Origin of the sequence: Sulfitobacter sediminivivens, from assembly GCF_042611115.2 — a bacterium.
GTDB lineage: Bacteria > Pseudomonadota > Alphaproteobacteria > Rhodobacterales > Rhodobacteraceae > Sulfitobacter > Sulfitobacter sediminivivens.
In genome coordinates this window covers 1-15,291 of the sequence record NZ_JBHGAR020000010.1, presented here as the reverse complement: position 1 = coordinate 15,291, position 15,291 = coordinate 1, and the positions used below count along the sequence as shown (strand labels likewise).

The 15,291-nt window shown below is 55.6% G+C and carries 19 protein-coding genes; 4 read left to right on the top strand and 15 right to left on the bottom strand.

Annotation, left to right across the window (positions count from 1 at the left end; all coding sequences use genetic code 11):
• Window positions 1-75 precede the first annotated feature (75 nt).
• The 3 genes from ACEWL3_RS11520 to ACEWL3_RS11510 form a co-directional block, all read right to left on the bottom strand.
• Complete coding sequence (locus ACEWL3_RS11520; protein WP_386183127.1) at window positions 76-672, bottom strand: energy-coupling factor transporter transmembrane component T family protein; 597 nt, start codon at window positions 670-672, stop codon at window positions 76-78.
• Window positions 647-1,381: an energy-coupling factor ABC transporter ATP-binding protein gene (locus tag ACEWL3_RS11515; protein WP_386183129.1), complete on the bottom strand. Its 735-nt coding sequence runs from the start codon at window positions 1,379-1,381 to the stop codon at window positions 647-649. The genes ACEWL3_RS11520 and ACEWL3_RS11515 overlap by 26 nt, the downstream gene beginning before the upstream one ends.
• Before the next feature lie 85 nt (window positions 1,382-1,466).
• Window positions 1,467-2,153 carry a COQ9 family protein gene (locus ACEWL3_RS11510; protein ID WP_386183131.1) on the bottom strand — a complete coding sequence of 229 codons (687 nt, stop codon included), beginning with the start codon at window positions 2,151-2,153 and terminating at the stop codon, window positions 1,467-1,469.
• A gap of 114 nt (window positions 2,154-2,267) precedes the next feature.
• Between ACEWL3_RS11510 and rpsU the strand changes: the two genes are divergently transcribed.
• Together rpsU and ACEWL3_RS11500 are read left to right on the top strand one after the other, a co-directional pair.
• On the top strand, window positions 2,268-2,468 hold the full coding sequence (gene rpsU / locus ACEWL3_RS11505; RefSeq protein ID WP_114879993.1) for a 30S ribosomal protein S21: 201 nt from the start codon (window positions 2,268-2,270) through the stop codon (window positions 2,466-2,468).
• A 240-nt stretch (window positions 2,469-2,708) separates the two neighbouring features.
• Window positions 2,709-3,200, top strand: a complete 492-nt coding sequence (locus tag ACEWL3_RS11500; protein WP_386183133.1) for a fasciclin domain-containing protein — start codon at window positions 2,709-2,711, stop codon at window positions 3,198-3,200.
• Between the two features lie 130 nt (window positions 3,201-3,330).
• Here the strand turns inward: ACEWL3_RS11500 and ACEWL3_RS11495 are convergent, their stop codons facing one another.
• On the bottom strand, window positions 3,331-3,792 hold the full coding sequence (locus ACEWL3_RS11495; protein WP_114879995.1) for an Lrp/AsnC family transcriptional regulator: 462 nt from the start codon (window positions 3,790-3,792) through the stop codon (window positions 3,331-3,333).
• Between the two features lie 138 nt (window positions 3,793-3,930).
• Here ACEWL3_RS11495 and ald point away from each other — a divergent pair, with 138 nt between their 5' ends.
• A complete protein-coding gene (gene ald, locus ACEWL3_RS11490) occupies window positions 3,931-5,049 on the top strand; it encodes an alanine dehydrogenase (RefSeq protein WP_386183136.1) in 1,119 nt (372 codons plus the stop codon).
• Window positions 5,050-5,105: 56 nt separating this feature from the next.
• Here the strand turns inward: ald and mscL are convergent, their stop codons facing one another.
• Window positions 5,106-5,540, bottom strand: coding sequence for a large conductance mechanosensitive channel protein MscL (gene mscL / locus ACEWL3_RS11485; RefSeq protein ID WP_386183138.1), 435 nt, complete (start codon window positions 5,538-5,540; stop codon window positions 5,106-5,108).
• Between the two features lie 148 nt (window positions 5,541-5,688).
• On the opposite strand from mscL, the gene ACEWL3_RS11480 reads away from it, so the two are divergent.
• Window positions 5,689-6,390, top strand: a complete 702-nt coding sequence (locus ACEWL3_RS11480) for a glutathione S-transferase family protein (RefSeq protein WP_386183140.1) — start codon at window positions 5,689-5,691, stop codon at window positions 6,388-6,390.
• A gap of 30 nt (window positions 6,391-6,420) precedes the next feature.
• On the opposite strand, the gene ACEWL3_RS11475 is transcribed toward ACEWL3_RS11480, so the two are convergent.
• The 10 genes from ACEWL3_RS11475 to ACEWL3_RS11430 form a co-directional block, all read right to left on the bottom strand.
• Window positions 6,421-7,032, bottom strand: a complete 612-nt coding sequence (locus tag ACEWL3_RS11475) for a dimethylsulfonioproprionate lyase family protein (protein ID WP_386183142.1) — start codon at window positions 7,030-7,032, stop codon at window positions 6,421-6,423.
• 111 nt (window positions 7,033-7,143) lie between these two features.
• A complete protein-coding gene (locus tag ACEWL3_RS11470; protein ID WP_386183144.1) occupies window positions 7,144-7,587 on the bottom strand; it encodes a YtoQ family protein in 444 nt (147 codons plus the stop codon).
• 20 nt (window positions 7,588-7,607) lie between these two features.
• Window positions 7,608-8,036, bottom strand: a complete 429-nt coding sequence (locus tag ACEWL3_RS11465; RefSeq protein ID WP_386183146.1) for a GNAT family N-acetyltransferase — start codon at window positions 8,034-8,036, stop codon at window positions 7,608-7,610.
• Window positions 8,033-10,432 carry a phenylalanine--tRNA ligase subunit beta gene (gene pheT / locus ACEWL3_RS11460; RefSeq protein ID WP_386183148.1) on the bottom strand — a complete coding sequence of 800 codons (2,400 nt, stop codon included), beginning with the start codon at window positions 10,430-10,432 and terminating at the stop codon, window positions 8,033-8,035. Before pheT ends, ACEWL3_RS11465 begins: the two co-directional genes overlap by 4 nt.
• A 147-nt stretch (window positions 10,433-10,579) precedes the next feature.
• The gene (locus tag ACEWL3_RS11455; RefSeq protein WP_386183150.1) at window positions 10,580-11,377 is read right to left on the bottom strand and encodes a CE1 family esterase; all 798 of its coding nucleotides are present in this window, start codon (window positions 11,375-11,377) and stop codon (window positions 10,580-10,582) included.
• Between the two features lie 586 nt (window positions 11,378-11,963).
• Window positions 11,964-13,037: a phenylalanine--tRNA ligase subunit alpha gene (gene pheS / locus ACEWL3_RS11450; protein ID WP_386183152.1), complete on the bottom strand. Its 1,074-nt coding sequence runs from the start codon at window positions 13,035-13,037 to the stop codon at window positions 11,964-11,966.
• A 147-nt stretch (window positions 13,038-13,184) separates the two neighbouring features.
• Window positions 13,185-13,550 (bottom strand): 50S ribosomal protein L20, encoded by a 366-nt coding sequence (gene rplT / locus ACEWL3_RS11445; RefSeq protein WP_114880007.1) that lies wholly within the window; start codon window positions 13,548-13,550, stop codon window positions 13,185-13,187.
• A gap of 15 nt (window positions 13,551-13,565) precedes the next feature.
• Window positions 13,566-13,766, bottom strand: coding sequence for a 50S ribosomal protein L35 (gene rpmI, locus ACEWL3_RS11440; RefSeq protein ID WP_114880008.1), 201 nt, complete (start codon window positions 13,764-13,766; stop codon window positions 13,566-13,568).
• A gap of 279 nt (window positions 13,767-14,045) precedes the next feature.
• The gene (locus ACEWL3_RS11435; protein WP_386183154.1) at window positions 14,046-14,678 is read right to left on the bottom strand and encodes a hypothetical protein; all 633 of its coding nucleotides are present in this window, start codon (window positions 14,676-14,678) and stop codon (window positions 14,046-14,048) included.
• Window positions 14,679-14,970: 292 nt separating this feature from the next.
• Window positions 14,971-15,291: ankyrin repeat domain-containing protein (locus ACEWL3_RS11430; protein WP_435000907.1), on the bottom strand; the 321-nt coding region annotated here is incomplete at its 5' end.

The following is a 15,291-nucleotide window of genomic DNA, read 5'->3' as shown; positions in this document are numbered from 1 at the left end:
GGTATCCCTGATTTGCGCAAACTGCGACTGCCCGCATCGGTAGGCCGTCCATGAAGTGCCGTCAACCGTTTGCCGTTACACACCACCCCGGGCGCGCAAAGCCTCGGCCACATGCTCTGCATCATCAATCGCAAGTACCGCAAAGGGCGTGATGATCCGCCAGCCGACCCGCCGAACCGCGCGCGCACGCCATGCCGTTGCCAAGAGCTGGCCCTTGGCTGCCAATACCGGCGTGAACCGCACCACCAGCGCTATCGCCAGTTCGATCCGTTCGGTCCTGACCCCGAAAAGCCGCAAAGGCGCGGTAAGCCACCGGACGACGCCCATCATGTCCGACAGTCGGGTGGTCATGGTGACCAAATTGGCCAACGCCACTGCCGTCACCATCCGCAGCACGATCACCAGCCCCGCCCCCAGATCGGCTGTGATGAAGTGCCACAAAACGATCAGCACCACAAAGGGCCACAGCACCATCAGACGTTGCAGCCCACTGACCCAAAAACGGTACCCCGGCAGCGCGTAAAGCACCGAGGCGACTCCGATAAATATCAGATGCCACTGCAGCTGCTGCACCGCGAACAACACCATCGTTGCCGCGCAGAGCAGACCAAGTTTCAGGCCAGCGGGCCACCGGTGCGCCCAGGTTTCAACCGGCGACGTAAGAGAGATCATCACCGTCCCCAATCTGTTTCATCCTCGCCTCAAAGATTGGCAAAACCTGCCCCGGTGCTCCGTCTTGGGCAACCTGTCCGCCTTCCAACCACAAAACCCTATCATATCCACCCACCACATCAGGATCATGGGTTATCACCACCAGCGTCACATCCAATCTTTCCAATACCCGGCGCAAATGCATGGCGGTCGGCATATCGAGCCCGGCAAAGGGTTCATCCAGAATGATCACTTGCGGCTTCATGGCGAGTACCGACATCAGGCAAACCAATTGGCGTTGGCCTTGCGAAAGTTGGTGGATGGCCGAAGGTCCCCAATGGGCTTTGTCAAACTGCGTCAGGACGGCAGTGACCTGCGCAGTGACCTCAGTTTTCGACAGACCCAACTGGGTCAACCCAAAAGCGATCTCTTCCCCGACCGTCGGGAAAATGATCTGGTGATCGGGGTTTTGAAACAAGATACCGACATGCCGCAACGCCGCCTTGCGGTCACGGGCGACATCTATTCCCGCGATGCGCGCGTCCCCATTGTGTGGGGAAACAAGCCCCGCCATCACCCGGGCCAAAGACGTCTTGCCAGACCCGTTGCGCCCAATGATCCCAATGCGCCGCGCGCTGGTGCTAAAGGAGATATCCGTCAGAACGGGCACGCCATCAGGGGCGTAATCTATCGCTTCAAGTGCAATCAGCGGCGTCGGTTGCGAGGGCATAGTGCGGGCGGCCTTTGCTCAGGGTATGATCGGGCTTTGCCCTATTACCCGCACCGTCGCAGGAAAACCACCAGAGCCTATGATGTTATCGTCGTGGCGATGTCCACGATCCGGGCAGATCACCCTTGGGGAACCGCGTCGGTGCTTTGATGTGGCTCATCACCCAATTGGGTCCCGCCATCAGTTTGCTCAATGTCGGACTGTCGCGGACCTGCGCTTTTGCCTTTTCGATCTGCATGACATTGTCGATGCGCCGGTCCAGAAACTCCCATGTGTCAGCATGACCATCGCTGGTATCGCCCAGCCAATACAACACCGTAGCGGAATAAACGCCGGAAAGCGTCGCGCGTTTGGTATACCAATTCACATCATCAGATGTATCGCCCAAAGCATCCCATATGTGATCGCAGGTGCCCCAGATCAGCTTGGCCCCATCCGCCAGATACTGCGGCAGGGCAAACAGAGCTGAGCTGCGGCGTATGACCTCTTTGTCCGTGATAACCTCAAGCCGGATGCGCACCGCCGCGGCAATACGATCACGAAACCGCATCGCCCCAAGGTCTTGGGCCTTGAGGCGTTCTAACATCTGGGTGTCACCGCGTAAGTGACAGGCGACAGCCAGATCAATCGCGCCGCGCGGGCACACTGCCCGTGCCACTGTTGCGTCAACCTCACTGTCGCGCACCGCGGCGTCGAACGTCGCGGCGGACCAGCCATCAAACGGCACGTGATCAAGCGCAGCATCCAGCAGTTTGTCTTTGGGATTTGTCATGGGTGGCTCCTTTATTTCACGTCACAGCAGACTCGACAGAGCAGTATCATCTTGATATAGGGCGGCTTCCTGCAAATTATTGCAACTTTATCCTAGAAAGGTGGTGAAAACCACATGCAGGTTAGTGTTCGTGACAACAATGTCGATCAAGCCCTTCGGGCCTTGAAGAAGAAGCTACAGCGCGAAGGTGTGTTTCGAGAAATGAAACTTAAAGAACATTTCGAGAAACCGTCCGAGAAAAGAGCGCGCGAGAAAGCTGAAGCGATCCGCCGCGCCCGTAAACTGGCGCGCAAGAAATTGGAGCGCGAAGGGTGATGTAAATCATCTCGTTGCTCTGACGTACTTCGACCCCCCGTGGCCTGTTGGCAGCGGGGGGTTTTTTTTGTGCCTTCATATAGTGCGGAGTCCCGCGACCGACGCCTTAAATCGGTGATCCCCGGCATATCCAAAAGCCCCGCTCTTTGGTGCCTTTTTCGCCAAATCACATCTATTAATGAACCGATTCCCGCGTCGGTGCGTAACCCCTTCATCGCAACCAACCAAGGGACTTGAATTATGAACCGTAGATCAGCTTTGAAATCAGCCGTTGCCGCAGGCTTTATCGCATTCGTTGCCGGGTGCACCACAGGTGCCGGAACCGGTGGCGATATTATCGATGTCGCTTCTTCGAATGATGACTTCTCAACTTTGGTCGCCGCTGTGTCGGCAGCAGGGTTGGTTGACACCCTGAAAGGGGATGGACCCTTTACCCTCTTCGCACCAACCAACGCGGCCTTTGCGGCCCTGCCTGCAGGCACTGTTGAAAACCTGCTGAAACCTGAAAACAAGGATCAGCTGGTCTCAATTCTCACCTACCATGTTGTCGCGGGCAACTATCCCGCCAGTTCACTCGCGGGCAAGCGCGGGGCGCTGACCAGCGTTCAGGGCGGTGGGCTGCACATCAATGGCACCAACGGCGTCAAAATCGAAAACGCGAATGTCGTCATTGCTGATGTTGCTGCGTCAAACGGCGTGATCCACGCCATAGACAAAGTATTGCTGCCATAAAGATACCCAAACGACCAAGCAAGAAGCCCCAGCCGCGCGCCGGGGCTTCTTTGCCTTGAAAGGCCTTATTTTGAACGCCTGAATTCGCGGCGCGCATGCATCTAAACAACGCGCCCGCATCTCTCACCAGTCAGTCAATCGGCAACGCCGTGGTTTTGCAAACCGTCCTCAGCGCAAAGCTAGATTGCATCTGCCCCACCCCCGGCAGCCGCGCCAGATATTGGCGATGGATACGGGCAAAATCATCGGTGTCTTCGGCAACGACCTTGAGCAGATAATCCGCAGTTCCAGCCATCAGATGGCACTCCAGGACGTCGGGTATCCGGGCGACAGCCTTTTCAAAAGCATCCAATATTTCGTCGGCCTGACCCTGCAAGGTAATCTCGACGAATACAGTTGTCGGCACCCCCACCTTGCGCGCATCAAGCAAGGCCACATAGTCAATGATATACCCGTCTTTCTCAAGACGCTGCACACGGCGGTGACACGCAGAGGGGGACAGATGCACAATCTCTGACACCTCAGCGTTGGACATCCGCCCATTGCGTTGCACGGCGCGAAGTATCCGCCGATCAATCTCGTCCAAGCTCATTTGCGCACGTCCTTCGCGTCAATCGCCAATTTGGCGCAAATATATTCTAAAATATTCACCTTTGGCGACCCTCATTCGCGCTTATTTGCACGGCCATACGCCTAGTTTTGTGCAAATCATGTAACAAGGAAACGTCAAATGAAAATAGGTTGCCCAACAGAGATCAAGCCACAGGAATTTCGTGTGGGATTAACGCCCAGCGCAGCGATGGAAGCCGTCAACAATGGTCATGACGTTATCGTGCAAACCGGTGCCGGGATCGGCGCAGGCTTTGACGATGCCAGCTACGAAGCAGCGGGTGCCAAGATTCTCGGCACAGCAGAAGAAATCTTTGCCGCCGCCGACATGATCGTAAAGGTCAAGGAACCACAGGCAGGCGAACGCAAGATGCTGCGCGAAGGGCAGTTGCTCTTTACCTACCTGCACCTCGCCCCTGATCCTGAGCAGACCAAAGACCTGCTGGCCTCGGGTGCGACCTGCATCGCCTATGAAACCGTGACCGACCGCAATGGCGGCCTGCCCTTGCTGGCTCCAATGTCCGAAGTCGCTGGCCGTCTGGCCCCGCAAGTGGGTGCCTGGACGTTGCAAAAGGCCAATGGTGGCCGTGGCGTGCTGATGGGCGGTGTCCCCGGTGTTGGCCCTGCGCGGGTCATGGTCATAGGCGGCGGTGTCGTCGGAACACATGCGGCACGTATCGCCGCTGGCATGGGTGCGGATGTGACCGTTCTGGACCGGTCATTGGTGCGGTTGCGCTATCTGGATGATGTCTATGGCGGTGTTTTCAAAACCTCCTATGCCTCGGCGCAAAACACCATCGAACTGGCGCGTGAGGCGGATATGATCATCGGTGCGGTGCTGATCCCCGGTGCGGCAGCCCCTAAATTGATCAGCCGCGCACAGCTCAGCGAACTGAAACCCGGTGCAGCACTGGTTGACGTGGCGATTGACCAAGGCGGTTGCTTTGAAACGTCAAAGGCGACAACCCACCATGATCCGGTCTATGAAGTGGACGGCATTATGCATTATTGCGTGGCCAACATGCCCGGTGCCGTGGCGCGCACTTCGACCATCGCGCTGGGCAATGCGACGATGCCATTCATGCTGGCGCTGGCCAACAAGGGGTGGAAAAAGGCCTGTGCCGACGATCCCCACCTCAAGGCGGGGTTGAACGTCCATGCCGGCAAACTGACCTATGCCGCAGTAGGCGAGGCATTGAAGATGGACTTCATTTCAGCCGATGACGCAATAAACGGCTAGGCACAAAATAGAGAAGGCTCGCCAATGGGCGAGCCTTCTCCAAAATCATGGAAACGTCACTTGGCCTTGGCAAGTGAATCGCGGATTTCCAAAAGTACGTCCAGTTCGGATGGACCTGTCTCAACTTCCGGAGCAACGTTCTCCGGGTTTTCTGCGGCGGCCTTCACACGATTCACCATCTTGACCAGCATGAACACCACAAATGCGATGATAAGGAAATTGATCACGGCCATGATGAATGCGCCATAGGCAAAAACCGACGCACCCGCTTCGCGCGCTACTTCGAGTGACGCACCTGCTGGCACTTCCCCGCCCAAGACAGCGTAATTATTGGTGAAATCAACGCCACCAGACACCAGTCCGATAATTGGATTGATAAGATCGCCAACCAGCGATGTCACAATTGCCGTAAAGGCCGCACCGATAATAATACCAACAGCCATGTCCATGACATTGCCCTTGGCGATAAAGTCCTTGAATTCATTGATCATTTTCTCATCCCTTTAGTTGATCTTGGCGACTGTTCGCACCAGCTTGTTCGCCAACGCACATTCGTTAGCACATCGACGCACCTTCGCCAGCCTGTTCTTACGGGGAAAAACGCGTATTTGTTGGCTAAACCAGTCAAGGAGACATCAAATGGCCGACCTTTCCGCATTTCCAATCGCCAAGAAATGGCCAGCCAAGAACGCCGATATTCTGCAGCTCTATTCGTTCCCTACACCCAACGGCGTAAAGGCATCCATCGCCCTTGAGGAAATGGGCATCCCGTATGAGGGGCATAAAGTCACTTTGTCTGACGCGGATGTAAAAAGTGCTGAATATCTTTCATTGAATCCCAACAACAAAATTCCAGCGATCATTGACCCAAATGGCCCTGACGGAACCCCCATTGGGTTGTTTGAATCCGGTGCGATCCTGATCTATCTCGCCGACAAGTCCGGCAAGTTTATCGGCACCTCGGCTCGCGAACGTGCGCAGGTGATACAATGGCTGATGTTTCAGATGGGTGGCCTTGGGCCAATGCTTGGCCAATTGGGTTTCTTTTACAAATTTGCAGGGTCTGACTGGGAAGATAAGCGGCCCCAGCAACGCTACATCGACGAGGCTAAACGATTGCTGAATGTGCTGAACCTGGAATTGGCAGGCAAAGAGTGGATCACCGGAACCGACTACTCCATTGCCGACATCGCCATTGCCCCATGGCTCCGCGCCTTGGATTTTTATGGCGCAAAAGAAGTGCTTGGCTGGGACGATCACACCAATCTGGTTGATTACGTCAAAAGGTTTGAGGCACGCCCCGCCGTTCAAAAAGGTCTGGTGACGCCGGCCCGCGACTGACCGCACCCGGTGGGTCAGTCAGGACCAGACTTAGACTCTTTCGCCGCCCGTCAGGACGGGCGGCGAATCAAACCCATTGCGCCACACGACATAGGCCATCACCGGATGGGCATGGGTCTGCATCGCATGTGGCTGGTTGCTGGCATGCTGGCTTGTGCCGCCCGCCCGCAACACCGCATCCTCACATCCCGCACGCATGAATGTCGCTTCGCCGGCAAGCGTCAGGTACATTTCTTCGGCAGGATGTTGATGCCACGTATAATATAGCCCGGCTGGCATATAGACCACCCATGCGGCCATCGTTGCGCTGGTAAAGGCACCGCCATCGCCGATCAGGCAATAACATCCGAAACGGTCCATAAAATCCGACCCTATATCGGTATCTTTGTAAGTCTCACGCCACTGCGCAACCGCGCCCGCAGCGACAAAAGCATTTCTGGTCTGCACATAAAGATCTGAAAAAAGACCTTGTTCATTGGCCAACAGCGCCGCGGGCGGCACCTGAAATGGCAGCACTCTCTGTGGCCTGAGGTCATCGGGGAACGGGCAAAAAAGGCTCAGTTCGGCATGCCCTTCATGGGCGATGCGAACCTCTTGCAACAACCCGTCCCACAAAATGCGGTCGGCCCCCAGATCCAGCATTGCGTCGCTCCCCCGGCCAGAAATATGTCCGTCGGGGTAAAGCCAATCAGAGCAATCCGCGCGCGTATCTGCGACGCACCACAGGTCGATTTTAGATCAGGAAGTCAGCGGTCAATCCGGTAATGAACCGGTAAGAACATAGCGCAGAATTTGCACGACCTGCGCAGGTTCGGTGGCCACAGCCAGCGCTGCCGCGTCAACTTCTTTCAGCGCATGGGCGTGATCCGGTCCATGCAGAATGATCAGCGATTTGCCCAATGCTGCGGCGTATCCCGCATCAAAGGCGGCATTCCACTGCTTGTACTGATCACCAAACCGCACCACGACGACATCGGCATCCTCGATCCCCTTGCGGGTGCGGATCGCGTTCATCTGCGCGCTTTTGCGGTCGTGCCAGACCTTGTCAGCCTCCGCCCCAAGGATGGCCACACCACAATCGTCACTTGCCGCGTGATCGGTGACAGGACCATCAAAGGTCACATCCAAACCCATGGCACCCTGAGTGATTTGCTCACGCCAATCGGTGTGAATTTCACCGGATAAATAGACTTTCATCGCCGTTCTCCTCTACGCGCTCAAATCATGCGCGACATATACACCTTATCACCTGAACGGCCTGCCTCAACCCACCCGAGATGGGCATAGAACCGCACGTTTTCCGGCATGCCCTTGTGTGTGGCCAAAGAAACGGACGTCACCCCGTCCGCGCCAAGCGCCTCAATCGCTGTATTGATTAATAAGGTCCCGATGCCCCGGCCACCCTGCGCCGGATGCACCGCCAGATTGCGCAGATGCGCGTTGCTTGCTTCGCGGCTGACCACAATGCCGCCGACGATGGCATCCTCAATCTCATACACCCAAACCAAATGGTCGCTGATGTCTTGGCAAACACCACCTGCGACATCGGGCAAAGACAAATTCGCATAACGCGCATAGGCCGCAGAGATACAGTTTGACAGCGCCTTCGCATCATCTGCAACCGCGCGCCGAAACGTACCTGTCATCCGCGCAAAACGCCCCCTGTTGCCTTGGTCACTTTCTCGATGACCTTGGCCCCGACGGCTTCGATATCCGCGTCCTTCAGTGTCTTCTCAACCGGCTGCATCCGCACCGTGATCGCCAGAGATTTTTTGCCCTCGCCCAGTGATCCCCCGATGAACTGATCAAATACTCTCACGTCCTGGATCAATGCTTTATCGGCACCCATCGCTGCGTTCAGCAGGGTCATCGCCTCAACATCTGCGTCCACGACAAAGGCAAAGTCACGTTCAACCGACTGCAAATCATTGAGGGACAAAGCCGCCCGCGTCGCACCCGACTTGCGCGCCATCGGAACCTCGGCAGGCCAGAGCGTAAAGGCCATCGCAGGGCCTTTGACATCCATTGCAGCCAACACTTTGGGATGCACCTCGCCATAGATGCCCAGCACCTTTTTAGGGCCCAGACAAATCATGCCGTGCCGCCCCGGGTGCCACCACGCTGCGGCACCGCGCAGGATCTGGACACGCGCGGGTGCACCCATCGCGGCAAGAACAGCTTCGGCATCGGCTTTGGCGTCAAACACATCAACCGCCCGGGATGCGCCATGTACGTCTTTTGGTCCAGTTCTGCCCACCAGCAATCCGGAAATCAGATTGTGTTGTTCACCCGGCTCTCCACCATGAAAGGCGGGGCCGACCTCAAACAGCGCCATATCGGCAAACCCACGCGCCTGATTGCGCGCCGCAGCCTGCAACAAACCCGGCAACAAGGCGGGCCGCATGTGGCTCATGTCGCTGCTGATCGGGTTTTCCAGCTTGGTCTCATCTGTACCGCCCCCAAACAGCGCCGCAGATGCCTGATCAATAAAGCTATAGCTCACACATTCGTTATATCCGAGCGCCGCGCAGGCCCGCCGGGCCGCCCCTTCGCGTTTTTGCATTGGTGACAGGATCGGGCGGGGCACCCCCGCACTCAGCCGCGGCAACGGTCGCCCTTCCAGCTTGGTCAGCGATGCAATCCGCGCCACTTCCTCCACCAGATCGGCCTCGCCCTGCACATCGGGCCGCCAGCTTGGCACGTGGGCCATATTGCCCTCCAGCCGAAACCCCAGCGCCGTCAACGTCTGGCGCTGGTCACTTTCAGGGATCGTCATGCCCACCAACGACTGAACCCGCGCCGCGTCCAGCTTGTACGCACGGCTGGTGTCGGGAATGGTGCCCGCAACAACAACATCAGAGGCTTCACCACCTGCATGATCAAGGATCATCCGTGTAGCATGTTCGATGCCATAAGGCGTCCATTCAGGGTCAATGCCCCGTTCAAACCGATACCGCGCATCCGAATTGATCTTTAGCGCCCGGCCTGTGTACGCCGTCCGCACCGGATCAAAATAGGCGGCCTCAACAAACACATTCACCGTCTCTGCGGTACAGCTCGACCCAAGCCCGCCCATCACGCCACCGATGCTTTCCACACCCTGCGCATCAGAGATAAGCGTCATGCCTTCGACAAATGTATATTCCTTGTCATCAAGCGCCATCATCGTCTCACCACCTTTGGCACGGTGCACACGCAACGCATCCCCCGCCACCTTGTCCGCATCAAAAACATGCAGGGGGCGGTTCCGGTCATAGGTGAAGAAATTGGTCACATCGACAAGAAACGAGATCGGCCGCAACCCGATGGCGCGCAACTTGTCCTGCAACCACACCGGGCTGGGGCCATTCTTGACACCCCGAATGACCCGGCCAAAGAAAACCGGGCATTGCTCAAGCGTATCATCATCAATTGTCACTGAGATGGGACAAGGGAAGGTGCCCTCAACCGCATCCACATCGCGCACCTTCAGTTTGCCCAAACCACGCGCCGCCAGATCGCGCGCAATCCCCCGCACGCCCAGGGCATCAGGCCGGTTGGGCGTAATCGCAATCTCAATCACCGGGTCCACTTTGGCCGGGTCATTCTCAGCCAGCCAATCGACAAACCGATCCCCGACCGCACCCGAAGGCAACTCAATGATCCCGTCATGCTCCTCTGACAACTCCATCTCGCGCTCAGAGGCCATCATCCCGAAACTCTCAACGCCACGGATTTTGCCAACCCCGATGGTCGTATCAATCCCCGGCACGTATACACCCGGTTTGGCCACAACCACGGTGATGCCCGCCCGCGCGTTGGGTGCCCCGCATATGATCTGCTGAACGCCCTCATCCGTCTCAACCTGACAGACCTGCAAACGGTCCGCATCAGGGTGCTTTTCCGCAGACTTCACATACCCAAGGGTGAACCCAGCCAGCTTGGCACCGCGGTCCTCAACACCTTCAACCTCAAGCCCCAGATCGGTCAGCGCATAGGTGATCTCATCCACAGATGCGGTGGTATCCAGATGCTCTTTGAGCCAAGACAGGGTGAATTTCATGGGCTTGTTCCTCGTACGAATGCTTGGCGCTTTCGGTACCCGCTATCGCGGACAGTTTCAATGACAACGCCCGCAATTTAACAACGCCACCCGTCCATTCATTGCTCTTCAAATACACAAATCAAACGCCGCCACGCGAACCAGCCCTCAGGGATAGCGCGGTACCCGTCCCATCAACTGATCCAATTGCCAGCCGATCCAGCCGTGCGGAATGAAATGACCTCCGGGATGCAGGTCGAGGGTGACCTTGTGACCGTCCGCGCAATCGGTCCAAACGCGGCGATCAAAGGTCAGGAAATCGACGGCACCCCATGGGGCAAGTTTTTGGCCCTGCTGGCAGCCAAACTGTTGCCGCCACAGAGCCACCGGATAGGTTTCATCGCCACCAGGTCCCATGGGAAAGCCCATCACGTTGTCAGCAAAGCCGTGCACATGCCGCACCTCGCGCGGTGCCTGCGGACAGGCCTCATCCTGTCGCAGCGACCCCGACACCGCCAGAAGCGCCGCCACAGAATCCCCGTTTTCGCAGACATAACGCCACGCCATAGCAGCGCCGTAGGAATAGCCCGAGACATAAATCTGTTTACGGTCAATCGGGTATTGCGCTGCCACATTCTCAATCACCGCCGCAGCAAATTCCACATCATCGCTGCGCCCGCCCCAGAAGTCCCAAGACCGCCCGTTGCCATTGGGTGCCACCAACAACACACCCCGCCGACGCGTCGCGCCAGAGATACGGCGGTGTTTGATAATCAGGTCGCCCTGCCTTCCCCAACCGTGGAAATGCAGGAGAACGGGAAGTGTGGTCTCACCGTCCCAATCATCGGGGAGTTTGACGTGGTAGGAGCGGTCTTGAAGCGTGCAGGCATTGGCACCTTCACAGTCTTTCCAAGGTCCCATTGCGGGGAGCAGAAGGATTGCGGCGAGGAAGATAAGCAAGCGCATGATCATAAATGGAAATTACCCAGATTGGGCCAAGTGTCACATCACGATGGCGTAGGGTGGGTGTAACCCACGCGTCAAAACGTGGGTTACACCCACCCTACGTTACTACGTTACATAGCACCGGCCTGCTCCACGAAACGTTTCCATTTTCGGCGATGCTTACTCCGCTCGTATTGAAATCGCGGAGAAAAAAAGAACAGTTCATATTTTAGTACTTCCCGGAGTACACCGAGCGCTTCTGCTAGATCATCATATTCACTGTTGACCTGCCCTTCTTCGAGAGCTTCACACAAAGCCTTGAGGCGGCTGAAAAATATATCTTAAACGCTTATAGCGGTTGGTGACGCCACCAAATTGAATTCGGCCTGAGTGTCATTCATTGTTTTCAATAGCGATTTCAATGTTTCTGGATAGTCGGCTTGGTTCATAGCAGTAATCGGTAACGCTGAGTATTTGCGAAAGTACTCTGAATATGTGGTTTTTCTCAATTCAATTATTTTGTCAGCATTGTCCCACCAACGCTTCAAAACATATCCAATGACAGCGATTAAAAGCGCCGATGGAGATATCGCCAGACCCGCACCACTCACCTACTCAAACCACCATGCAAATTCGGCTGGTCCAGCGCCCCGAACCCATAATGACGCAACCATCGTAAATCTGAATCAAAAAACGCCCGCAAATCCGGTATCCCGTATTTCAACATCGCAATCCGGTCGATCCCCATGCCAAAGGCAAAGCCCTGCCATTGATCGGGGTCCACACCGCCCGCCCGCAACACATGCGGATGCACCATGCCGGATCCCAGAACCTCCAACCAGCCATCGCCTTCGCCAATCCGCAATTGTCCATCAACCCATGAACACTGAATATCGACCTCGGCTGAGGGTTCCGTGAACGGGAAATGCGAGGCCCGGAAACGCGTCTTGATCCCGTCGATTTCAAAGAACGCGGCAAAGAATTCTTCCAGCGTCCATTTCAAATTCGCCATCGAGATGTCTTTGTCGATCGCCAGCCCCTCAACCTGATGGAACATCGGCGTGTGGGTCTGGTCATAATCAGCACGGTACACACCACCCGGACAAATGATGCGCAGCGGTGCGCCCTCGGCCTCCATCGTGCGGATTTGCACAGGCGAAGTATGGGTGCGCAACACATGCGGCGGGCGGTTATCGCCTTCCGCGCGGTGCATGTAAAACGTATCCATCTCGGCGCGCGCCGGGTGGTGGCCGGGAATGTTCAGCGCGTCAAAATTATACCAATCAGTGTCGATGCGCGGCCCCTCGGCCACCGAAAACCCCATCTCCGCAAAGATTGCGGTCAGCTCCTCGGTCACCTGAGACACCGGGTGGATCGAACCCTGCCTTTGCGCACGCGTCGGCAGCGTCACATCCAGCCATTCGGACCGCAGCCGTTCGTCCAAAGCGGCATCACCCAACGCGGCTTTCTTGGCCGCAAGGGCCGAATTGATCTCGTCCTTCAGGGCATTCAGCGCAGGCCCGGCCGTCTGACGTTCTTCCGGTGTCATCTTGCCCAATTCGCGCATTTTCAACGCGACTTCACCCTTTTTACCAACTGCGGCCAGCCGGATATCTTCCAGCGCCGCTTCATCACCCGCACTGGCGATCTGACTTAGGTATTTTTGCTTGAGATCGTCCATCTCTGCCTCGCATCATTATGGTGCGCTGGTGCTAGCAGAAATACGCTCGAACACAAGGCAAGTTGGTCCAAAGGCAACAGGTCTAACAGATAAAGCCGCCCCTGTTTCCAGAGGCGGCTTTGAATTTCATTCTTTGCGACAGTGGCCTCAGGCCGCCAGCGCATCCTGTGCCTGCTTGACGATCATGCCAAACGCTTCGGGTTCATGCACGGCCAGATCGGCCAGAACCTTGCGGTCCACTTCGATACCAGCCAGTGACAGACCGTTGATGAAACGACTGTAGGTCAGCGCTTCGTCGTGGCTGCGCACAGCAGCATTGATCCGCTGGATCCACAGCGCGCGGAAGTTGCGCTTGCGATTCTTGCGGTCACGTGTGGCGTATTGGTTGGCCTTGTCGACCGCCTGCGTGGCGACCTTAAAGACGTTCTTGCGACGACCATAATAACCTTTGGCGGCTTTGATGATCTTCTTGTGACGGGCGTGGGTGACTGTGCCACCTTTTGTACGGGACATCTCGGCTCTCCTTTATCAGCGGTCGTAGGGCATAAAGCCCTTGATGATTTTTGCATCTGGCTCAGACAATGCTGATGTACCGCGTGCGTTACGGATGAATTTCTTGCTCCGCTTAATCATGCCATGCTGTTTGCCAGCCTGGCCGCCGATGACCTTACCGGTCGCCGAGATCTTAAAGCGCTTTTTAGCGCTCGATTTCGTCTTCATCTTGGGCATTTCCGTCTCCTATAGTTCAGATCGGTTAACGCGCATCTCGGCATGCCACTTTGGCCGGACGGGCGGTTGAAAGCTGGCGTATAGGCGGGATGGAAATGTTTGGCAAGTGGTGGAATCCCATCGTTTGGTCGCACCGGGCATGCGTACCGGGGCAATATCCGGCACCAATTGTAAACCACCTGATGGATTGGTGGCTCATCCCTCCAGAATCATGCAGGTCGGCTATGCGGACAGAGTTGCCGAAGAACTAACTGCTTCGAAACCGTTGAAAGCTAGGAATCATGCGGGTGTAGTGGGGCCATTCCAAATCGATGCGATCGGGTGAGTATTTGGTGGAGGATAGACAACCTTTTCCTCAAAAACCACATCTCGGTTATCTGCCTTCAACCATTTGGAGTCTTGGCCAAGAAGTTTGTCGCGAACTATGGTAATGAGATAAAAAGAGAACCGAGCACGTGTTATGAAGTCACGAAGATCCTCCGGAAAAAGGGAATATTTGTCTATTCCACCGCGAGGCTTCACCAAGCAATGCCTTTCAACGTTATCGAATTTTGATATATTAACAATTCCATGAGCAATCTGGTTTCGTATTGCTGTAAGCGCTTTGTATTCTTTGAGTAGCGATTTCTTAAATTGTGGGGAAATATCAGTTAAGTAAGTGTCTAGGCACATACCAATGACTTGCAGTTTTGTGTCCGGATTAAATATTTTTGCAAAAGCATAGCTGGCTACCAAAGCTCTCTGATGATTAATAATGCCCTTTTTTCTTGCTCCCACTGCAAACTCAAAAATTATGTCCAATTGTGTTTCTAAATGAACATATTGGTGGAGCGCTGCTCCAGTCGCTTGATCTATATCGGAGCGAGTAGATTTTGGGTATTTTGAAGCTATATCGTGTTCATGTAATGCCATTTCAACACTCTCGGTTTTTTTGGATACGTCGGGAATTTATTCATAGTCATTCTGGTATCCTGCAATTGTCATCGTTTTTGTCAGGCTATTCCCTCCATCACGTGTAAAAGTGGCTGGGTAACGGCAAGAGTTAAAGTATGGTAGGGCTCCAACCCGACATCGGCTCATAACGACCTGTACCTAGGTAGATTTCTGTCCAGTGGATGACGCCTGCATCGCCTCGCGCAAAATGGCTTCAACCTCTGGCCGCTTGCTGCTTTTGGTACATTCTGCCGGTGCATCGAACCCGTCATCACGATCTCGCAAATTCGGGTTCGACCCAAGGACAAGCAAAGGGCGATGACCAATACGCGACCGCATGCAGGGGAGTCTTGTCCAAAGTTAGACGTTGATTGGTGTCTGCACCGTCGCGCAGCAATAAAGTGACAATCTCAATCACGCGCTTCGCCTTATCCCCGGCTGACAAGCGCGCGTCCTCATCGTCCCACAGGGGGGCATTCACTTCAAATTGAAGCGCGGAGGTAAGGGCGCATTCCCCCTCATCGTCCTGGTAATCGATAACAGGTTTCTTGCACAATACCCATTCGATAGCGGCCAGATTTCCACAATCTAC

Excerpts from the sequence above, each read along its gene's own strand:
- ACEWL3_RS11470 (WP_386183144.1), bottom strand. The coding sequence starts at position 7,587 with ATGAAAGTCTATTTATCCGGTGAAATTCACACCGATTGGCGTGAGCAA.
- rplT (WP_114880007.1), bottom strand. The coding sequence starts at position 13,550 with ATGTCCCGTACAAAAGGTGGCACAGTCACCCACGCCCGTCACAAGAAG.
- pheS (WP_386183152.1), bottom strand. The coding sequence starts at position 13,037 with ATGGACGATCTCAAGCAAAAATACCTAAGTCAGATCGCCAGTGCGGGT.
- pheT (WP_386183148.1), bottom strand. The coding sequence starts at position 10,432 with ATGAAATTCACCCTGTCTTGGCTCAAAGAGCATCTGGATACCACCGCA.
- ACEWL3_RS11500 (WP_386183133.1), top strand. The coding sequence starts at position 2,709 with ATGAACCGTAGATCAGCTTTGAAATCAGCCGTTGCCGCAGGCTTTATC.
- ACEWL3_RS11510 (WP_386183131.1), bottom strand. The coding sequence starts at position 2,153 with ATGACAAATCCCAAAGACAAACTGCTGGATGCTGCGCTTGATCACGTG.
- ACEWL3_RS11480 (WP_386183140.1), top strand. The coding sequence starts at position 5,689 with ATGGCCGACCTTTCCGCATTTCCAATCGCCAAGAAATGGCCAGCCAAG.
- mscL (WP_386183138.1), bottom strand. The coding sequence starts at position 5,540 with ATGATCAATGAATTCAAGGACTTTATCGCCAAGGGCAATGTCATGGAC.
- ACEWL3_RS11495 (WP_114879995.1), bottom strand. The coding sequence starts at position 3,792 with ATGAGCTTGGACGAGATTGATCGGCGGATACTTCGCGCCGTGCAACGC.
- ald (WP_386183136.1), top strand. The coding sequence starts at position 3,931 with ATGAAAATAGGTTGCCCAACAGAGATCAAGCCACAGGAATTTCGTGTG.
- ACEWL3_RS11520 (WP_386183127.1), bottom strand. The coding sequence starts at position 672 with ATGATCTCTCTTACGTCGCCGGTTGAAACCTGGGCGCACCGGTGGCCC.
- ACEWL3_RS11475 (WP_386183142.1), bottom strand. The coding sequence starts at position 7,032 with ATGCTGGATCTGGGGGCCGACCGCATTTTGTGGGACGGGTTGTTGCAA.
- rpmI (WP_114880008.1), bottom strand. The coding sequence starts at position 13,766 with ATGCCCAAGATGAAGACGAAATCGAGCGCTAAAAAGCGCTTTAAGATC.
- ACEWL3_RS11465 (WP_386183146.1), bottom strand. The coding sequence starts at position 8,036 with ATGACAGGTACGTTTCGGCGCGCGGTTGCAGATGATGCGAAGGCGCTG.
- rpsU (WP_114879993.1), top strand. The coding sequence starts at position 2,268 with ATGCAGGTTAGTGTTCGTGACAACAATGTCGATCAAGCCCTTCGGGCC.
- ACEWL3_RS11515 (WP_386183129.1), bottom strand. The coding sequence starts at position 1,381 with ATGCCCTCGCAACCGACGCCGCTGATTGCACTTGAAGCGATAGATTAC.
- ACEWL3_RS11455 (WP_386183150.1), bottom strand. The coding sequence starts at position 11,377 with ATGCGCTTGCTTATCTTCCTCGCCGCAATCCTTCTGCTCCCCGCAATG.
- ACEWL3_RS11435 (WP_386183154.1), bottom strand. The coding sequence starts at position 14,678 with ATGGCATTACATGAACACGATATAGCTTCAAAATACCCAAAATCTACT.